14 protein-coding genes are annotated in these 15381 nt (G+C 62.9%); 7 read left to right on the top strand and 7 right to left on the bottom strand.

Features of this window, described 5'->3' with window-relative positions:
• Window positions 1-11: 11 nt before the first annotated feature.
• Window positions 12-1718 carry a ShlB/FhaC/HecB family hemolysin secretion/activation protein gene (locus CXQ81_RS10015; RefSeq protein WP_101337125.1) on the bottom strand — a complete coding sequence of 569 codons (1707 nt, stop codon included), beginning with the start codon at window positions 1716-1718 and terminating at the stop codon, window positions 12-14.
• A gap of 284 nt (window positions 1719-2002) precedes the next feature.
• Between CXQ81_RS10015 and CXQ81_RS10010 the strand changes: the two genes are divergently transcribed.
• Window positions 2003-2278 (top strand): hypothetical protein, encoded by a 276-nt coding sequence (locus CXQ81_RS10010; RefSeq protein WP_101337124.1) that lies wholly within the window; start codon window positions 2003-2005, stop codon window positions 2276-2278.
• A 56-nt stretch (window positions 2279-2334) separates the two neighbouring features.
• Here CXQ81_RS10010 and CXQ81_RS10005 read toward each other — a convergent pair whose 3' ends face one another.
• Entirely contained in the window at window positions 2335-3672 is a 1338-nt protein-coding gene (locus CXQ81_RS10005) for a DEAD/DEAH box helicase (protein WP_101337123.1), read from the bottom strand.
• A gap of 192 nt (window positions 3673-3864) precedes the next feature.
• Here CXQ81_RS10005 and CXQ81_RS10000 point away from each other — a divergent pair, with 192 nt between their 5' ends.
• Window positions 3865-5163: a mechanosensitive ion channel family protein gene (locus CXQ81_RS10000; protein ID WP_007920632.1), complete on the top strand. Its 1299-nt coding sequence runs from the start codon at window positions 3865-3867 to the stop codon at window positions 5161-5163.
• 152 nt (window positions 5164-5315) lie between these two features.
• On the opposite strand, the gene CXQ81_RS09995 is transcribed toward CXQ81_RS10000, so the two are convergent.
• The 3 genes from CXQ81_RS09995 to CXQ81_RS09985 all read right to left on the bottom strand — a co-directional run bounded on the left by CXQ81_RS09995 (window position 5316) and on the right by CXQ81_RS09985 (window position 7664).
• Window positions 5316-6188 (bottom strand): carboxylate/amino acid/amine transporter, encoded by an 873-nt coding sequence (locus tag CXQ81_RS09995; RefSeq protein WP_053260037.1) that lies wholly within the window; start codon window positions 6186-6188, stop codon window positions 5316-5318.
• A 412-nt stretch (window positions 6189-6600) separates the two neighbouring features.
• A complete protein-coding gene (locus CXQ81_RS09990) occupies window positions 6601-7200 on the bottom strand; it encodes an FMN-dependent NADH-azoreductase (protein ID WP_007920630.1) in 600 nt (199 codons plus the stop codon).
• 149 nt (window positions 7201-7349) lie between these two features.
• Complete coding sequence (locus tag CXQ81_RS09985) at window positions 7350-7664, bottom strand: hypothetical protein (protein ID WP_007920629.1); 315 nt, start codon at window positions 7662-7664, stop codon at window positions 7350-7352.
• A gap of 49 nt (window positions 7665-7713) precedes the next feature.
• Between CXQ81_RS09985 and CXQ81_RS09980 the strand changes: the two genes are divergently transcribed.
• The 5 genes from CXQ81_RS09980 (at window position 7714) to aqpZ (ending at window position 13212) form a co-directional block, all read left to right on the top strand.
• Window positions 7714-8637 carry a LysR family transcriptional regulator gene (locus tag CXQ81_RS09980; RefSeq protein ID WP_007920628.1) on the top strand — a complete coding sequence of 308 codons (924 nt, stop codon included), beginning with the start codon at window positions 7714-7716 and terminating at the stop codon, window positions 8635-8637.
• Window positions 8638-8680: 43 nt separating this feature from the next.
• On the top strand, window positions 8681-9484 hold the full coding sequence (locus tag CXQ81_RS09975) for an alpha/beta fold hydrolase (RefSeq protein ID WP_007920627.1): 804 nt from the start codon (window positions 8681-8683) through the stop codon (window positions 9482-9484).
• Window positions 9485-9487: 3 nt separating this feature from the next.
• The gene (locus CXQ81_RS09970) at window positions 9488-10051 is read left to right on the top strand and encodes a peptidylprolyl isomerase A (RefSeq protein ID WP_007920626.1); all 564 of its coding nucleotides are present in this window, start codon (window positions 9488-9490) and stop codon (window positions 10049-10051) included.
• An 88-nt stretch (window positions 10052-10139) separates the two neighbouring features.
• Complete coding sequence (locus CXQ81_RS09965; protein WP_101337122.1) at window positions 10140-11972, top strand: ABC transporter ATP-binding protein; 1833 nt, start codon at window positions 10140-10142, stop codon at window positions 11970-11972.
• A gap of 541 nt (window positions 11973-12513) precedes the next feature.
• Window positions 12514-13212, top strand: coding sequence for an aquaporin Z (gene aqpZ / locus CXQ81_RS09960; RefSeq protein ID WP_007920624.1), 699 nt, complete (start codon window positions 12514-12516; stop codon window positions 13210-13212).
• Between the two features lie 15 nt (window positions 13213-13227).
• On the opposite strand, the gene CXQ81_RS09955 is transcribed toward aqpZ, so the two are convergent.
• Both CXQ81_RS09955 and CXQ81_RS09950 read right to left on the bottom strand, forming a co-directional pair.
• Entirely contained in the window at window positions 13228-14352 is a 1125-nt protein-coding gene (locus CXQ81_RS09955; protein WP_053260033.1) for a GNAT family N-acetyltransferase, read from the bottom strand.
• Between the two features lie 46 nt (window positions 14353-14398).
• Window positions 14399-15286, bottom strand: a complete 888-nt coding sequence (locus CXQ81_RS09950) for a LysR family transcriptional regulator (RefSeq protein ID WP_037033593.1) — start codon at window positions 15284-15286, stop codon at window positions 14399-14401.
• Window positions 15287-15381: the final 95 nt, after the last annotated feature.

The raw sequence follows: 15381 nt of genomic DNA, 5'->3' as shown, positions 1-15381 counted from the left end.
AAAAACGCGAATCAGAGGAAGAAATCCAGGCGGAAGTAGATCGGCGCTTCGCGCTCGCTCAGGACATCCGGGCGTTCAAGGGAATGGGCGAAGGTCACGCTGGTCGCCAGGTGCCGGCCGCGGGCGAACAGCTCCAGGGAGTTGCTCGACAGGCGCCCGTGCTGCTCACCGTTGTAGCGATCGCCACGGATGACGCCCTGGTCGTAGCCCAGGCTGCTGCGGTACTCAGTGAACAGTGGCTGTAGCCAGGCCCAGGTCACCGGACGGCTCCAGCGCAGGTCGTTGCGCCAGTACCCGCCGCTGTCGCCGGACAGCGACTGATCCTTGTACCCGCGAATCGACGACTGCCCGCCCAGGCTGGTGCGCTGCGGGCTGAACAGCACGTCTTCGCTGCGCTGGCCGGTCATCAGGCTGCTGAAGCTGAACGACTCGCCCCACAGCTTGAACGGCTGCAGGTAACTGAGGGTGGCGGTGTATTTGCGGTAGCGCGCATTCGGCTCGCCGGGTCCCGGGTGGCCATTGTCCTGGGCGTCGAAGGCGCCAATGCCGTGCTGCATGCCCAGGTCGAGGTTGACGAAGGCACCGCCGATGCGCCGGCCATGGTTGATGCCGAACTGGGCTTCGCTGAGGCGATTGCTGCTCAAGGCCAGCTTGCTGTCTTCGATGAAGTTATTGGTGCGCAGGTAGGCCAGGCCGGCATTCAGCGAGGTCTTGCTCACCGCATCACGCAGGATCACCCGCTCGGCGCGCAACTGGTGGTTCTGGCTGTCGCCGGTCTGCTTGAAGCTGAAACCATTGGCCTGGGCCTGGGAGCGGTACTCACTCTGGCTGTAGGTGTAACTGAAGTTCCACCAGCCCCAGGGCAGGTTGTAATAGAGCATGGCGTTGTTGGAGGTGTGCTGGTGGTCGCTCATGGCATCGTGGCCACCGCGCAACATCAGCTGGTCGGCCAGCCCCAACGGGCTGTCCCAGTCGAAGGTGGTGCCCCACTGCTGCTCGCCGGTGCTGCGCTGGCCGTCGTTGCTGCGCGACAGGCCGGCGCGCCAAGGCTTCTGCGGGGTGTTCTTGACCAGCACCTCGCTGCCACCGACCTCCTTGCCGGGGGCCAGTTCCATTTGCGCCTGGTTCGACGGCAGGCGGTTGAGCTGGTCCACCAGTTGTTCGATTTCCCGCAGGTTGACCCGCTCGCCGACCTGGCCGGGAAAGGCCATGGCCAACTCGCGCTCCGATAGCCGGCTGCCCTCGGCTCCCTTCAAGCCTTCGAGCCGGCCCTCGACCACCAGCACCTTCAAGTGGCCGCCAGACAGGTCCTGCTGCGGCAGGTAGGCACGGCTGGTCACCAGGCCCTTCTCGAGGTAGTGGTCGGTGATGACCTTGAGCAGCTCGTTGAGCTGGCTGACACCCAGGCACTGGCCGATATAGGGCTTGAGCAGGCGCGCCTGCTCGGCGGCGGACAGGCTGTCAGCGCCCTTGAGCTCGATGTCCTTGATCGGGAAACAGCGGGTGTCGACAGGCGCGGTCGGCGCCGTGGGGGCGGCCTCTTTACCGGGCAGGTCCTTGAGTTCTTCCAGGCGCCGGCGCTGCTCTTCGAGCAGGCGATCCTGGCGTTCGCGGATCAGGTCGGTGTCACCGGGGGTGGGAGCGGCATGAACGAGGTGTAGCGGAGTCAAGCACAGCAAAGCCAGGCACAACCTCCCCGCGAGGGCGGGTGAGTACATGTTCGGTCCCTCGAGACGCATTAGTGTCAAAATGATATCAACATGTTAATTGGCCATCATTTTGACGTCAATCATTCATCCTGCCGGCTGATGCCGGAGAGAGGCTCTGCAACGGGGGTTCCAGCGAAGAACTTAAGTCGTCGAAGGGTCTGCCCCGATAAGGCCCAGCCAAGCCTGGTTCCGCCCTGAACTCAAGATCGCCCTCACCTGATCAACCGCTGAACTTTTCCAAGTTCCTGGCCCTCAACCGCATAACCCTGTCGCCCCGATCAAGAGGCCACCCCATGAAAGCGCTCCTCTCCCTCAGCATCGCCACCACCCTGCTCTGCGCCCTGCCCGCCTGGGCCTGCACCCTCGACGAGGCCACCGCCAAGCGTGAACAACTGGCCCAGGAAGTGGCCAGGCTCACCGAGCAGAACCCGGCCAAGGCCAAGGAAATCAACGACGAGTTGCAGAAGATGGACCTGAGCACGGCCAGCAAGGATCTGCCGGACAAGTGCCAGTTGATCGACCAGCGCCTGAAGGAGTTGGGCGCGGCCGAGAAGAAGGCCGACAGCTGATCGCCGGCCAATAAAAAGCCCGGACAGGGTCCGGGCTTTTTCTGTTGCGCTACGGCTTATTCGGCAGCCGGTGCTGGCTTGCGGCGCTTGAGCGGCGCCATGCCGTCCTGGCTGACCAGGGCATCGTTTTTCGGCCGGTTGGCGGTTTTGCGCTTGGTCGGGGCCTTGGCCGCGGTTTTTTTCTTGTCGCCCTTGGCGTCGGTCTTTTTCTTCTTCACGCCCGCGGCCTTGCCGGAGGCCTTGACCTTCTTCGGCCCGCCGTAGGTGCCTTTGACTTCCTTGATGGTGCGACGCTCGAAGTTCTGCTTGAGGTAGCGCTCGATGCTCGACATCAGGTTCCAGTCGCCATGGCAGATCAGCGAGATGGCCAGGCCGTCGTTGCCGGCACGCCCAGTACGGCCGATGCGGTGCACATACTCGTCGCCGCTGCGCGGCATGTCGAAGTTGATCACCAGGTCCAGGCCGTCGACGTCCAGGCCGCGGGCGGCGACGTCAGTGGCGACGAGGATTTTCACCCCACCCTGCTTCAGGCGGTCGATGGCCAGCTTGCGGTCCTTCTGGTCTTTCTCACCGTGCAGGACGAATGCCTTGTACTCCTGGGCCACCAGGCGGCCGTAGATGCGGTCGGCCATGGCGCGGGTGTTGGTGAAGACGATGGCCTTCTGGTAGGTCTCGTTGGCCAGCAGCCAGTTGACGATCTGCTCTTTGTGCTGGTTGTGGTCGGCGGTGATGATCTGCTGGCGGGTGGTGTCGTTCAGCTGGCTGACCGCGTTCAGCTGCAGGTGCTCAGGGTTGTTCAGGACCTTGGCGACCATCTCGCGCAGGCCCGAGCCGCCGGTGGTGGCGGAAAACAGCATGGTCTGCTGCCGGTTCGGGCACTCGTCCACCAGGCGCTGCACGTCGTCGGCAAAGCCCATGTCGAGCATGCGGTCGGCTTCGTCGAGGACCAGCACTTCCACTTCTTTCAAATCGAGGTTGCCGGCGTTCAGTTGCTCGATCAGGCGGCCCGGGGTGCCGATCAGGATGTCCGGCACCTTGCGCAGCATGGCGGCCTGGACCTTGAAGTCTTCGCCACCGGTGATCAGGCCGGCCTTGATGAAGGTGAACTGCGAGAAGCGTTCGACTTCCTTCAGGGTCTGCTGCGCCAGTTCGCGGGTCGGCAACAGGATCAGGGTCTTGATGCTGACGCGGATCTTCGCCGGACCGATCAGGCGATTGAGAATCGGCAGGACGAACGCGGCGGTCTTGCCGCTGCCGGTCTGTGCCGTCACCCGCAGGTCACGCCCCTGGAGCGCGAGCGGAATGGCCGCTGCCTGCACAGGCGTTGGCTCGACAAATTTAAGCTCGGCCACGGCTTTGAGCAGGCGTTCGTGCAGGGCGAATTGGGAAAACACGGGTGCTACCTCGAAGATATGCAAAAAAACAGCTGCATAGGGTAACGGTTTCGGGCGCGAAGGCCGAGTTTCTTTCACGCAAACCACGGTAAACAATTGGTTTTTGCCAGCGATTTGTCCTTAACGGTAACTTTCGACGGCTTAAATGTTCTAATCGATCCGTCTCGTCTCATAGAGGAAGCTTCTGACCCCATGGATTTCAAACAGCTCTGGCTCAACGTTCAAGACCTCTGGGGGGCGCTCGATGAGCACCCGCTCCTGCATTCCAGCCTGGCCCTGGTCATCCTGCTGGTGGTGGCGCTGCTCGTCGGACGAGTGGCGCGCTACCTGATCCTGCACGCGGTCAAGCTGCTCGGCCGCCAGCCGTCCCTGCACTGGCTCAACGATCTGCGCCAGAACAAGGTGTTCCATCGCCTGGCGCAGATGACCCCGTCGCTGGTGGTCCAGTTCGGCCTGCACCTGGTGCCGGAGCTGAGCAAGACCAGCCTGGTGTTCCTCGGCAACCTGGCGCTGGCCTTCACCATCCTGTTCCAGGTGCTGGCCATCAGCGCCCTGCTCAACGCCCTGCTGGACATCTACGCGCGCACCGAACATGCGCGCACCCGTTCGATCAAGGGTTATGTGCAGCTGGCGAAGATGGTGCTGTTCGTGTTCGGCGCGATCATCATCGTCGCCACCCTGATCGACCGCTCGCCGCTGCTGCTGTTGTCCGGCCTGGGCGCCATGTCGGCGGTGATCCTGTTGGTCTACAAGGACACCCTGCTGTCGTTCGTCGCCAGCGTGCAGCTGACCAGCAACGACATGCTGCGAGTCGGCGACTGGATCGAAATGCCCCAGGTCGGCGCCGACGGCGATGTGGTGGATATCACCCTGCACACGGTCAAGGTGCAGAACTTCGACAAGACCATCGTCTCGATCCCCACCTGGCGCCTGATGTCCGAGTCGTTCAAGAACTGGCGCGGCATGCAGCAGTCCGGCGGCCGGCGGATCAAGCGCAGCCTGTACATCGACGCCAGCGGCGTGCGTTTCATCAACGATGAGGAAGAAGCGCGCCTGGGCAAGGTCCACCTGCTCACCGACTACATCAGTCGCAAGCAGGCCGAGCTCAAGAGCTGGAACGAAGCCCAGGGCAATGTCGCCGCCATGTCGGCCAATCGCCGCCGCATGACCAACCTGGGCACCTTCCGCGCCTATGCCCTGGCGTACCTCAAGAGTCATCCGGACATCCAGCCGAACATGACCTGCATGGTCCGCCAGATGCAGACCACCGCCCAGGGCATTCCGCTGGAAATCTACTGCTTCACCCGCACCACGGCGTGGACCGACTACGAGCGTATCCAGGGCGATATCTTCGATTACCTGCTGGCGGTGATGCCGGAATTCGGCTTGAGCCTGTATCAACAGCCGAGCGGCAACGACCTGCGCGCCGGCCTGCTGCCGGCGGTGCTGGGCGCCAGTCATATCCCCGAAGTGGAAAAACGCGCGCTGTAATTCCCGCCTGATCGCCCCGTCCCCGGGGCGATCCCCCTCTATCTGCCTATCTGCCTATCTGCCTATCTGTAGGAGCGAAGCTTGCTCGCGATCCGCGCAGCGGCCTGCCCCCGCGGTGTCTGTCAGGTCGCTATCGCGGGCAAGCCTCGCTCCTACAAGGCAGTAGCGGTAGTCGCGTTTTTTACGCCGCGACGGCTGATCCACACCGCCGCCAGAATCACCAGCGCCCCGAGGAACAGGCGCCCCAGTTCTTCGTGCTGGTTCCAGATCAACAGGTTGATCAGCAGCCCCACCGGCACATGCAGGTTGTTCATCACCGCCAGGGTCGCGCCAGTGACCAGGCAGGCGCCCTTGTTCCACCAGTACAGCCCCAGCGCGGTGGACACCAGCCCGAGAAACAGCAGCACCGCCCATTGCAACGGCGCTTCGGGCAGGAAGTCCGGCTTGCCGAACAACAGGAAAGCTGGCAACACCACCGCCAGAGCCCCCAGGTAGAAGTAGCCGAAACGCCGGTAATGCGGCAGGTCGCTCGGATGGCGCGCCACCAGGTGCTTGTACAGCACCTGCCCGGCGGCGTAGGTGAAGTTGGCCAGTTGCAACAGCAAGAAGCCCATGAAGAAGTCCGGGCTGATGCGGTCGTAGCGGATCACTGCCGCCCCGGCCACCGCCACCAGCGCCGCCAGCAGGCCCCAGGGGTTGAAGCGGCGGTTGAGCGCATCCTCGATCAGGGTCACGTGCAGCGGCGTGAGGATGGTGAACAGCAGCACCTCCGGCACCGTCAGCACACGGAAACTCAGGTACAGGCAGACGTAGGTCACGCCGAACTGCAAGGCTCCGATCAGCAGCATGCCGCGCATGAACGCCGGCTCCACCTGGCGCCAGCGGGTCAGCGGGATGAACACCAGCCCGGCCAGCAGTACCCGGACCAGCACCGCGAAGTAACTGTCGACATGCCCGGCCAGGTATTCGCCGATCAGGCTGAAGGAAAACGCCTGGATCAGCGTGACAAAAAGTAGATAGCCCATGCTCGCCTCGTCTTGAAGAGGCGGCGACGATAGCGGTTTTGCCCCATCCGGCGCAAAACACCTCGCCTCCCCGTGCTTGCCGTAGCCGCTGCCGAGCCCTGCGAGGCTGCGATCGATGGCGCAGCCGTCGCCACACCAGGCGCCGCGCAATTCCTGACGCATCGCGGTCGCTGGGTTTACGGCTGCTACGTCGGAATGCCGCCCAACCCGATCACAGCCTCGCCAGGGCTCGGCAGCGGCTACAAAGAACGTGATAAATCGTGGGCAAAAAAAAGCCCGATCTCGCAAAGCGTTCAATCGGGCAGGAGCACTCAGGAGCAACAAGTGCAAAGGGAGGTTCGATGCGCAAACAAACTTGAAGGGGAGCGCAGGGCCTACTAGACCACTGCGCGATTATCTGGCGATTAACGGATCAGGCGACCTGGGCCAGTTTGGCGTTGGCCTGGTTCAGGCCCTTCTCCTGGAAGTCGCCGCCCAGGTTCATGCCTTCGGCGTGAATGAACTCGACGTCGTGGATCCCGATGAAACCCATGACCTGGCGCAGGTAGGGTTCCTGGTGGTCCGCGGTGCTGCCGGCGTAGATGCCGCCACGGGCGGTCAGCACATAGGCACGCTTGCCGTTGAGCAGGCCCTGGGGACCGGTCTCGGTGTACTTGAAGGTCACACCGGCACGCAGCACGTGGTCCAACCAGGCTTTGAGGGTGCTCGGGATGGCGAAGTTGTACATCGGCGCGGCCATCACCAACACGTCGGCGGCCAGCAGTTCGTCGGTCAGTTCGTTGGAGCGCTGCAGCGAGGCCTCTTCGATCTCGTTGCGCTGCCCGGCGGGTTTCATCCAGCCGCCCAGCAGGTTGATATCCAGGTGCGGCACCGGGGTTACCGCCAGGTCACGCACGGTGATCTGGTCGTCCGGGTGGGCCGCTTGCCATTGCTTGATGAAGGTCTGGGTCAGCTGACGGGAAACGGAATCCTGCTGACGGGCACTGCTTTCGATGATCAGAACGCGGGACATGGGATGTAGCCTCCATCGGGAATGCTGTAGGTCGATGGAGCGCAGATTAAACAGAGTCATATCGATGAAAAAGCGCAAATAACTGCTATAACCAATCAATAAATTCGTTTATAAGCGGAGCAGGTCGCGCACCCTGCTCCGCTTTGCGCTTATTTGGCGGTACAGGTCAGGTCGATGCGCAGCTTGATGATGCTGCGGTTGAACTTGGCCGTGGCGTTCTTGAACTTGCCGGCCGCCACTTCCACCTTGCGCGTGCGCGGGGCTTCGGGACCGTTGCGAAAGACCACCGTGCAGGCGGCGTCGGTGGTGCCGTAGTTGTTCACCTGGATCGAACCGATGTCGGCATCGGTGTCGTAGGCGGTGTAGTCGATGCTCACGCCTTCGAGGTGTTTCTTCACGTCGATGGGATAGGCGAACGCACTGAGCGGCAGCAGGGCCAGCAACACACAACAGAATTTTCTCATTCGGCAGTCTCCAATAAGGAGCGCCAGCTTAGGACAAGAGGAGCTCCTCATGAAAGCGCCCCGCGTTACCCTCGATCAATGGCGAACGCTGCAGGCCGTGGTCGACCACGGCGGCTTCGCCCAGGCGGCCGAAGCGCTGCACCGTTCGCAATCCTCTGTCAGTTACACCGTGGCGCGCATGCAGGACCAACTGGGCGTGCCGCTGCTGCGTATCGATGGGCGCAAGGCCGTGCTCACCGAAGCCGGCGGCGTGTTGCTGCGGCGCTCGCGGCAACTGGTGAAACAGGCCAGCCAGCTGGAAGACCTGGCCCACCACATGGAACAGGGCTGGGAAGCCGAAGTGCGCCTGGTGGTGGACGCCGCCTACCCCAGCGCGCGCCTGGTCCGCGCGCTGACCGCCTTCATGCCGCAAAGCCGTGGCTGCCGGGTGCGCCTGCGCGAAGAAGTGTTGTCCGGGGTCGAAGAAGTGCTGCTCGAAGGCGTGGCCGACCTGGCCATCAGTGGCTTCAATATCTCCGGCTACCTGGGCACGGAAATGAGCTCGGTGGAGTTCGTCGCCGTGGCCCACCCGGAACACGCCCTGCACCGCCTGAACCGCGAGCTGAATTTCCAGGACCTGGAAAGCCAGTTGCAGGTGGTGATCCGCGACTCCGGCCGCCAACAGCCGCGGGATGTCGGCTGGCTCGGCGCCGAACAGCGCTGGACCGTCGGCAGCCTGGCCACCGCCGCCACCTTCGTCGGCAGCGGCCTGGGCTTTGCCTGGCTGCCGCGGCATATGATCGAGCGCGAACTCCGGGAGGGCCTGCTCAAGGTGCTACCGTTGGACCAGGGCGGCAGCCGCCACCCGACCTTCTACCTGTACTCGAACAAGGACAAACCCCTGGGCCCGGCCACGCAGATCCTCGTCGAGCTGCTGCGCACCTTCGACACCGCGCCGCTGGACGCGCCGTTCGCCGCCCCGGAACAAGCCTGACCCCGTACTTGAACCCTCCACGCGCCTGAACAGGAATTCAGCCATGGCCTATTTCGAACACGAAGGATGCACCCTGCACTATGAGGAATACGGCCATGGCGAACCGCTGGTGCTGGTCCACGGGCTCGGCTCCAGCACCCGTGACTGGGAAAAGCAGATCGCCGAGCTGTCCGCCCATTACCGCCTGATCCTGCCCGACGTACGCGGCCATGGCCGCTCCGACAAACCCCGCGAGCCCTACAGCATCGCCGGGTTCAGCGCCGACCTCATCGCCCTGCTCGAGCACCTGAACCTGTCGCGGGTGCACTTGGTAGGCCTGTCCATGGGCGGCATGATCGCCTTCCAGGTCGCGGTGGATCAGCCCGGGCTGCTGAAAAGCCTGTGCATCGTCAACAGCGCGCCCGAGGTCAAGATCCGCAGCGCCAACGATGCCTGGCAATGGTTCAAGCGCTGGAGCCTGATGCGCCTGCTCAGCCTGGAAACCATCGGCATTGCCCTGGCCGGCAAATTGTTCCCCCTACCTGCGCAGGCCGAGCTGCGGCAAAAGATGGCCGAGCGCTGGGCAAAAAACGACAAACGTGCTTATCTCGCAAGCTTTGATGCCATCGTTGGCTGGGGGGTCCAGGAACGACTTTCGCAAGTCGCCTGTCCAACCCTGGTCATCAGCGCCGACCGTGACTACACCCCGGTCGCACTGAAAGAAAGTTATGTGAAACTGCTGCCCGACGGGCGCCTGGTGGTGATCGCCGATTCGCGTCACGCCACGCCGCTGGACCAGCCGCAACGCTTCAACCAAACCCTGCTCGAGTTTTTAACCGCAGTCGACACCACCACCCAGGATCACTGACCCATGCTGAAAAAAATCGCCCTCGTCGCCGGCTCCGTTCTGTTCGCTGCCAACCTGATGGCCGCCCAACCGGCCAAGGCGCCTCACGTCCTGCTGGACACCAGCTTCGGCAAGATCGAAGTCGAACTGGACCCGGTCAAGGCCCCGATCTCCAGCAAGAACTTCCTCGACTACGTCGACAGTGGCTTCTACACCAACACCATCTTTCACCGGGTGATCCCGGGTTTCATGGTCCAGGGCGGCGGCTTCACTCCGCAGATGGTGCAGAAGGAAACCCGCGACCCGATCAAGAACGAAGCCAGCAACGGTCTGCATAACGTACGTGGCACCCTGTCCATGGCCCGCACCTCGAACCCGAACTCGGCCACCAGCCAGTTCTTCATCAACGTCGCCGACAACGCCTTCCTCGATCCGGGTCGCGATGCCGGTTACGCGGTGTTCGCCAAAGTGGTGAGCGGCATGGACGTGGTCGACCAGATCGTCAACTCGCAGACCACCACCAAACAAGGCATGCAGAACGTGCCGATCGACCCCGTGCTGATCAAGTCGGCCAAGCGCATCGACTAATGTGTCACCGGGAGTCCCGGCGCGGCGCTGACACAGCGCTGCGCCTGCTTACTGATAAGGAGAGCCCGCCACGCGGGCGTCAGATCCCATGCTCTATCGTCGTTTTGAACAGCTGATCGATATTTTCCGCGACGCTCCCACTGCCGCTCCCCCCAACCGCGTACTGCCCTTCTACCTCTACTACATCAAGCAGGTCTGGCCGAGCTTCGTCGCCCTGCTGGTGGTCGGCCTGTTCGTCGCGCTGATCGAAGTGTCGCTGTTCAGCTACCTGAGCACGATCATCGACCTGGCCCAGGGTACGCCGAATGTCGAGATCTTCAAGACCCACGGCCTCGAGCTGGCCTGGATGGCGGTGGTCGCGCTGATCTTCCGCCCGCTGTTCGTCGCCCTGCACGACCTGCTGGTGCACCAGACCATCAGCCCGGGCATGACCAGCCTGATTCGCTGGCAGAACCACAGCTACGTGCTCAAGCAGAGCCTGAACTTCTTCCAGAACGATTTCGCCGGGCGCATCGCCCAGCGCATCATGCAGACCGGTAACTCGCTGCGCGATTCGGCGGTGCAGGCGGTGGACGCGCTGTGGCACGTGCTGATCTATGCGGTCAGCGCCCTGGTGCTGTTCGCCGAGGCCGACTGGCACCTGATGATCCCGCTGCTGATCTGGATCGCCAGCTACATCGGCGCGCTCTGGTACTTCGTGCCGCGGGTCAAGGAGCGCTCGGTGATCTCCTCGGACGCCAACTCCAAGCTGGTCGGCAGGATCGTCGACGGCTACACCAACATCACCACCCTCAAGCTGTTCGCCCACACCCACTTCGAGCAGAACTACGCGCGCGAAGCCATCGGCGAACAGACCGAGAAAAGCCAGCTGGCCGGGCGCGTCATCACCAGCATGGACGTGGTGATCACCGCCATGAACGGCCTGCTGATCGTCTCCACCACGGGCCTGGCCCTGTGGCTGTGGACCCAGTCGCTGATCTCGGTCGGCGCCATCGCCCTGGCCACCGGCCTGGTGATTCGCATCGTCAACATGTCCGGCTGGATCATGTGGGTGGTCAACGGCATCTTCGAGAACATCGGCATGGTCCAGGACGGCCTGCAGACCATCGCCCAGCCCATCAGCGTCAGCGACCGCGAGCAGGCGCCACGCCTGGCGGTGGCCAGCGGCGAAGTGCGTTTCGAGCATGTGGATTTCCACTACGGGAAAAAGGCCGGGGTCATCAGCGACCTCAACCTGACCATCCGGCCCGGGGAAAAGATCGGCCTGATCGGCCCGTCCGGCGCCGGCAAGTCGACCCTGGTCAACCTGTTGCTGCGGCTCTATGACCTGGAGAGCGGACGCATCCTGATCGACAACCAGAACATCGCCGACGTGACCCAGGAAAGCCTGCGCGAGCGGATCGGCATGATCACCCAGGACACCTCGCTGCTGCACCGTTCGATCCGCGACAACCTGCTGTACGGCAAGCCCGACGCCACCGACGAGGAACTCTGGGAAGCGGTGCGCAAGGCCCGCGCCGACGAGTTCATCCCGTTGCTTTCCGACGCCCAGGGCCGCACCGGCTTCGATGCCCATGTCGGCGAACGCGGGGTGAAACTCTCCGGTGGCCAGCGCCAGCGCATCGCCATTGCCCGGGTGCTGCTCAAGGATGCGCCGATCCTGATCATGGACGAGGCCACCTCGGCCCTGGACTCGGAAGTCGAGGCGGCGATCCAGGAAAGCCTGGAGACCCTGATGCAAGGCAAGACCGTGATCGCCATCGCCCACCGCCTCTCGACCATCGCCCGCATGGACCGCCTGGTGGTCCTGGAAAAAGGCCTCATCGCCGAGACCGGCAGCCATGCCGAGCTGTTGGCCCACGGCGGTTTGTATGCGCGCCTCTGGCAGCATCAGACCGGGGGGTTCGTCGGTATCGATTGATCCACCCCGCCCCAAAAAACGCCAGCACCCTTCGGGGTCCTGGCGTTTTTTTGCGCCACCCTTCACCCGTAGCCGCTGCCGAGCCCGTGAGGCTGCGATCGGCGGCGTAGCCGTCGCAAACCGGTGAATGCGCTCCTTCAGGCAGATCAGGGTTACAGGCTTTGCGAGCGCTGCGCGCTCGATCGCAGCCTTCGGCAGCGGCTACAAAAACGCTACATCAGGGCCCGACATTTTTTCGCTCCCCTGTAGCCGCTGCCGAGCCCGCGAGGCTGCGATCGGCGGCGTAGCCGTCGCAAGCCGGTGAATGCGCTCTTTCAGGCAGATCAGGGTTGCAAGATTTACGACCGCTGCGCGGCCGATCGTAGGCTGCGCCAGCGGCTACAGAAAACGCCAGAGCCCCGTGAACAGGGCCCTGGCGTTTTTTTTTGCACTGGATTTGTAAAAAAAGCCTGCTGTACTGAGCCTAGGTTCTGGAGCAGGGCCTGTAGCCAGGCTGCACGGCTGCATAACGGCTTTATCGGATCGATAAGGAATAACTTCTATGTCGCTGTTCAAACGTTCAGTCACTGAGTTGTTAGGCACCTTCTGGCTGGTATTGGGTGGTTGCGGCAGCGCCGTACTGGCGGCCGCGTTTCCGGATGTCGGCATCGGCCTGCTCGGCGTGGCGCTGGCCTTCGGTCTTACCGTGCTGACGATGGCCTTCGCCATCGGCCATATCTCCGGCTGTCATCTCAACCCCGCGGTATCCGTCGGCCTGGTGGTCGGCGGGCGTTTTCCGCTCAAGGAACTGCCCGCCTATGTCATCGCGCAAGTGATAGGCGGGGTGATCGCCGCGGCGCTGCTGTACTTCATCGCCAGCGGCAAGCCTGGCTTCGAGCTGGCCAGCGGGCTGGCTTCCAACGGCTATGGCGAACATTCGCCGGGGGGCTACTCACTGGCGGCGGGCTTTGTCAGCGAGCTGGTGATGACCGGGATGTTCGTGGTGATCATCCTCGGCGCCACCGATAAACGTGCGCCGGTGGGCTTCGCGCCGATCGCCATCGGCCTGGCGCTGACGCTGATCCACCTGATCTCGATTCCGGTGACCAACACCTCGGTCAACCCGGCGCGCAGCACCGGGCCGGCCTTGATCGTCGGCGGCTGGGCGATCCAGCAACTGTGGCTGTTCTGGCTGGCGCCGATTCTCGGCGCGGTGGTCGGCGGTGGCCTCTATCGCTGGCTGGGCAAGGAAGACAGCTGACAGCAACCCCGAGGGTCACGCCTGCCGATACGGCAGCGCGGCCCTCGCCTCTTCGGCGTAAGCCAGCACGCCCACCCGCTCCTGCTGGAGAAAATCCTTCACCGCCGCTTTCAAGCCGGGGTGTCGCAGGTAGTGCCAGGACCGGGTAATCACCGGCTCGAACCCCCGAATCAACTTGTGCTCGCCCTGGGCCCCAGCGTCGAAACGCTGCACCCCCTGGGCGATGGCGTAATCCATGCCCTGGTAGAAACAGGTTTCGAAATGCAGACGATCGAATTCCGCCAGGCAGCCCCAGTAACGCCCGTAGAAACTGTCGCCACCGATCAGGCTGAAGGCCATGGCTACCGGCCTGGCGTTCTGCTTGGCCAGCACCACGCGAATGGCCTCGGGCATGCGCTCGGCCAGCAGGCTGAAAAAGGCCCGGGTCAGGTAGGGTGACTGGCGCCGCACCGCATAGGTATTGGCATAACAGGCGTAGACAAAATCCCACTGCGCTTCGCTGAGTTGCCGGCCTTCGAGCCACTCGAACTCGATGCCCTGCCCCGCCACCTGTTCGCGCTCCTTGCGCATCTGTTTGCGCTTGCGCGAGCTGAGGGTATCGAGAAAGTCCTGGAAGTCCCGATAGCCGCGGTTCTGCCAATGGAACTGGCAACCCAGGCGCTGCAACCAACCGGCTTGCCCAGCCAGGGCGGCATCGGTAAAGGCGTCGGTGAAGTTGATATGGGCGCTGGAAAGCCCTTCGATCTCCAGGTAACCGGGCAGGCTTTGCAGCAGTTCAAGGCCGTCTTCCAGGCTTGCCGCCAGCAGCCGCGCGCCGCTGACCGGGCTGAAGGGCACGGCGCTCAGCAGCTTGGGGTAATACTCGATGCCGGCCCGGGCGCAGGCGTCGGCCCAGCCATGGTCGAACACGTACTCGCCGTAGGAATGCCACTTGCGGTAGCTGGGCAGCGCCGCGATCAGGCGTCCGTCTTGCACATGCAGCAGGTGCTCGGCCTGCCAGCCAGAGTTCGGGCCGAGGCTGCCGCTGTCTTCCAGCGCGCTGAGAAAGGCGTGGCGCAGAAACGGCTGGCCGTCACTGAGCAAACCGTCCCATTGCTGCGGATCGACGGCGGCCAGGCTGGTCAAGGATTGCAACGGCATTGGGTTCCCCGCGAGTGTGGTCCACGAACGCGCCGAGTATCGCCGATCACTGCCCCAGGTGCAGCAACAGGAAATCGATGAACGCCCGCGACTTGTGCGGCAGGTGCGAACTGTTGGGAAACACCACGTTCACCGACTGCGAAGGCAAGGCGTAGTCGGGCAGCAGGCGCACCAGCCGGCCGCTGGCCAGGTCGTCCTCGACCACCCAGCCGGGCAGTACCGACACCCCGAGGGACGACAGGGTCATGGCGCGAATGGCGGTGGAGGAATTGGATTCGAAATGATTGGGCCCGCTGACTTCGACCTGGCCCCGTTGCGGGTGGCTCAGGGTCCAGTTGGTGGGCCCTTGCAGGTTGCTGTTGGCGATCCACGGCACGCTGTTCAGGTCCAGGGGCTCGCCCACCGGATGGCGCGCCAGAAAGTCCGGGCTGGCCACCAGGACGATGTCGTAATCGGCCAGCTTGCGGCTCTTGAAAGCCGAGTCGGCGAGGTTGCCCAGGCGGATCACCAGGTCGAGTTTTTCCGCCACCAGATCATTCAACGAAGAGTTGAAGTTATAACAAAGACGGATCTCCGGATAACGCTCGGTGAACTTGGAAATGATCGGCAGTATATAGCGCTCGCCATATTCACTAGTTGAACTGAAACGCAACTTTCCAGAAATACGATTATGCCCATGCAGGACATTTTCGAAGGCATTGTCGATATCCGCGACAATCCCCTTGAACTCGTTATAAAAGTCCTGACCTATTTCCGTCAGGGATATATTGCGGGTATTGCGGATCAACAGGGTCGCCGACAAAACTTCCTCGAGCGCCTTGACATGCAGGCTGGCCATGGCTTTGCTGATGCACAGGTAGTTGGCCGCCTTGGTATAGGAGCCGAAATCGACAACCGCCAGGAATGTCTGGACGCGATTTAGATGCGTGTGCATGTTATAGCTCACCGTGTTGTAAATCATTGTCAAATTCCACCAAACAATGTTTCAAGTATAGGCGTATCGACACCCTCGGTCTATCGCTCCTATGA

Origin of the sequence: Pseudomonas sp. 09C 129 (assembly GCF_002843625.1) — a bacterium.
Classification (GTDB): domain Bacteria; phylum Pseudomonadota; class Gammaproteobacteria; order Pseudomonadales; family Pseudomonadaceae; genus Aquipseudomonas; species Aquipseudomonas chlororaphis.
This window is presented reverse-complemented; position numbering and strand designations above follow the sequence as displayed.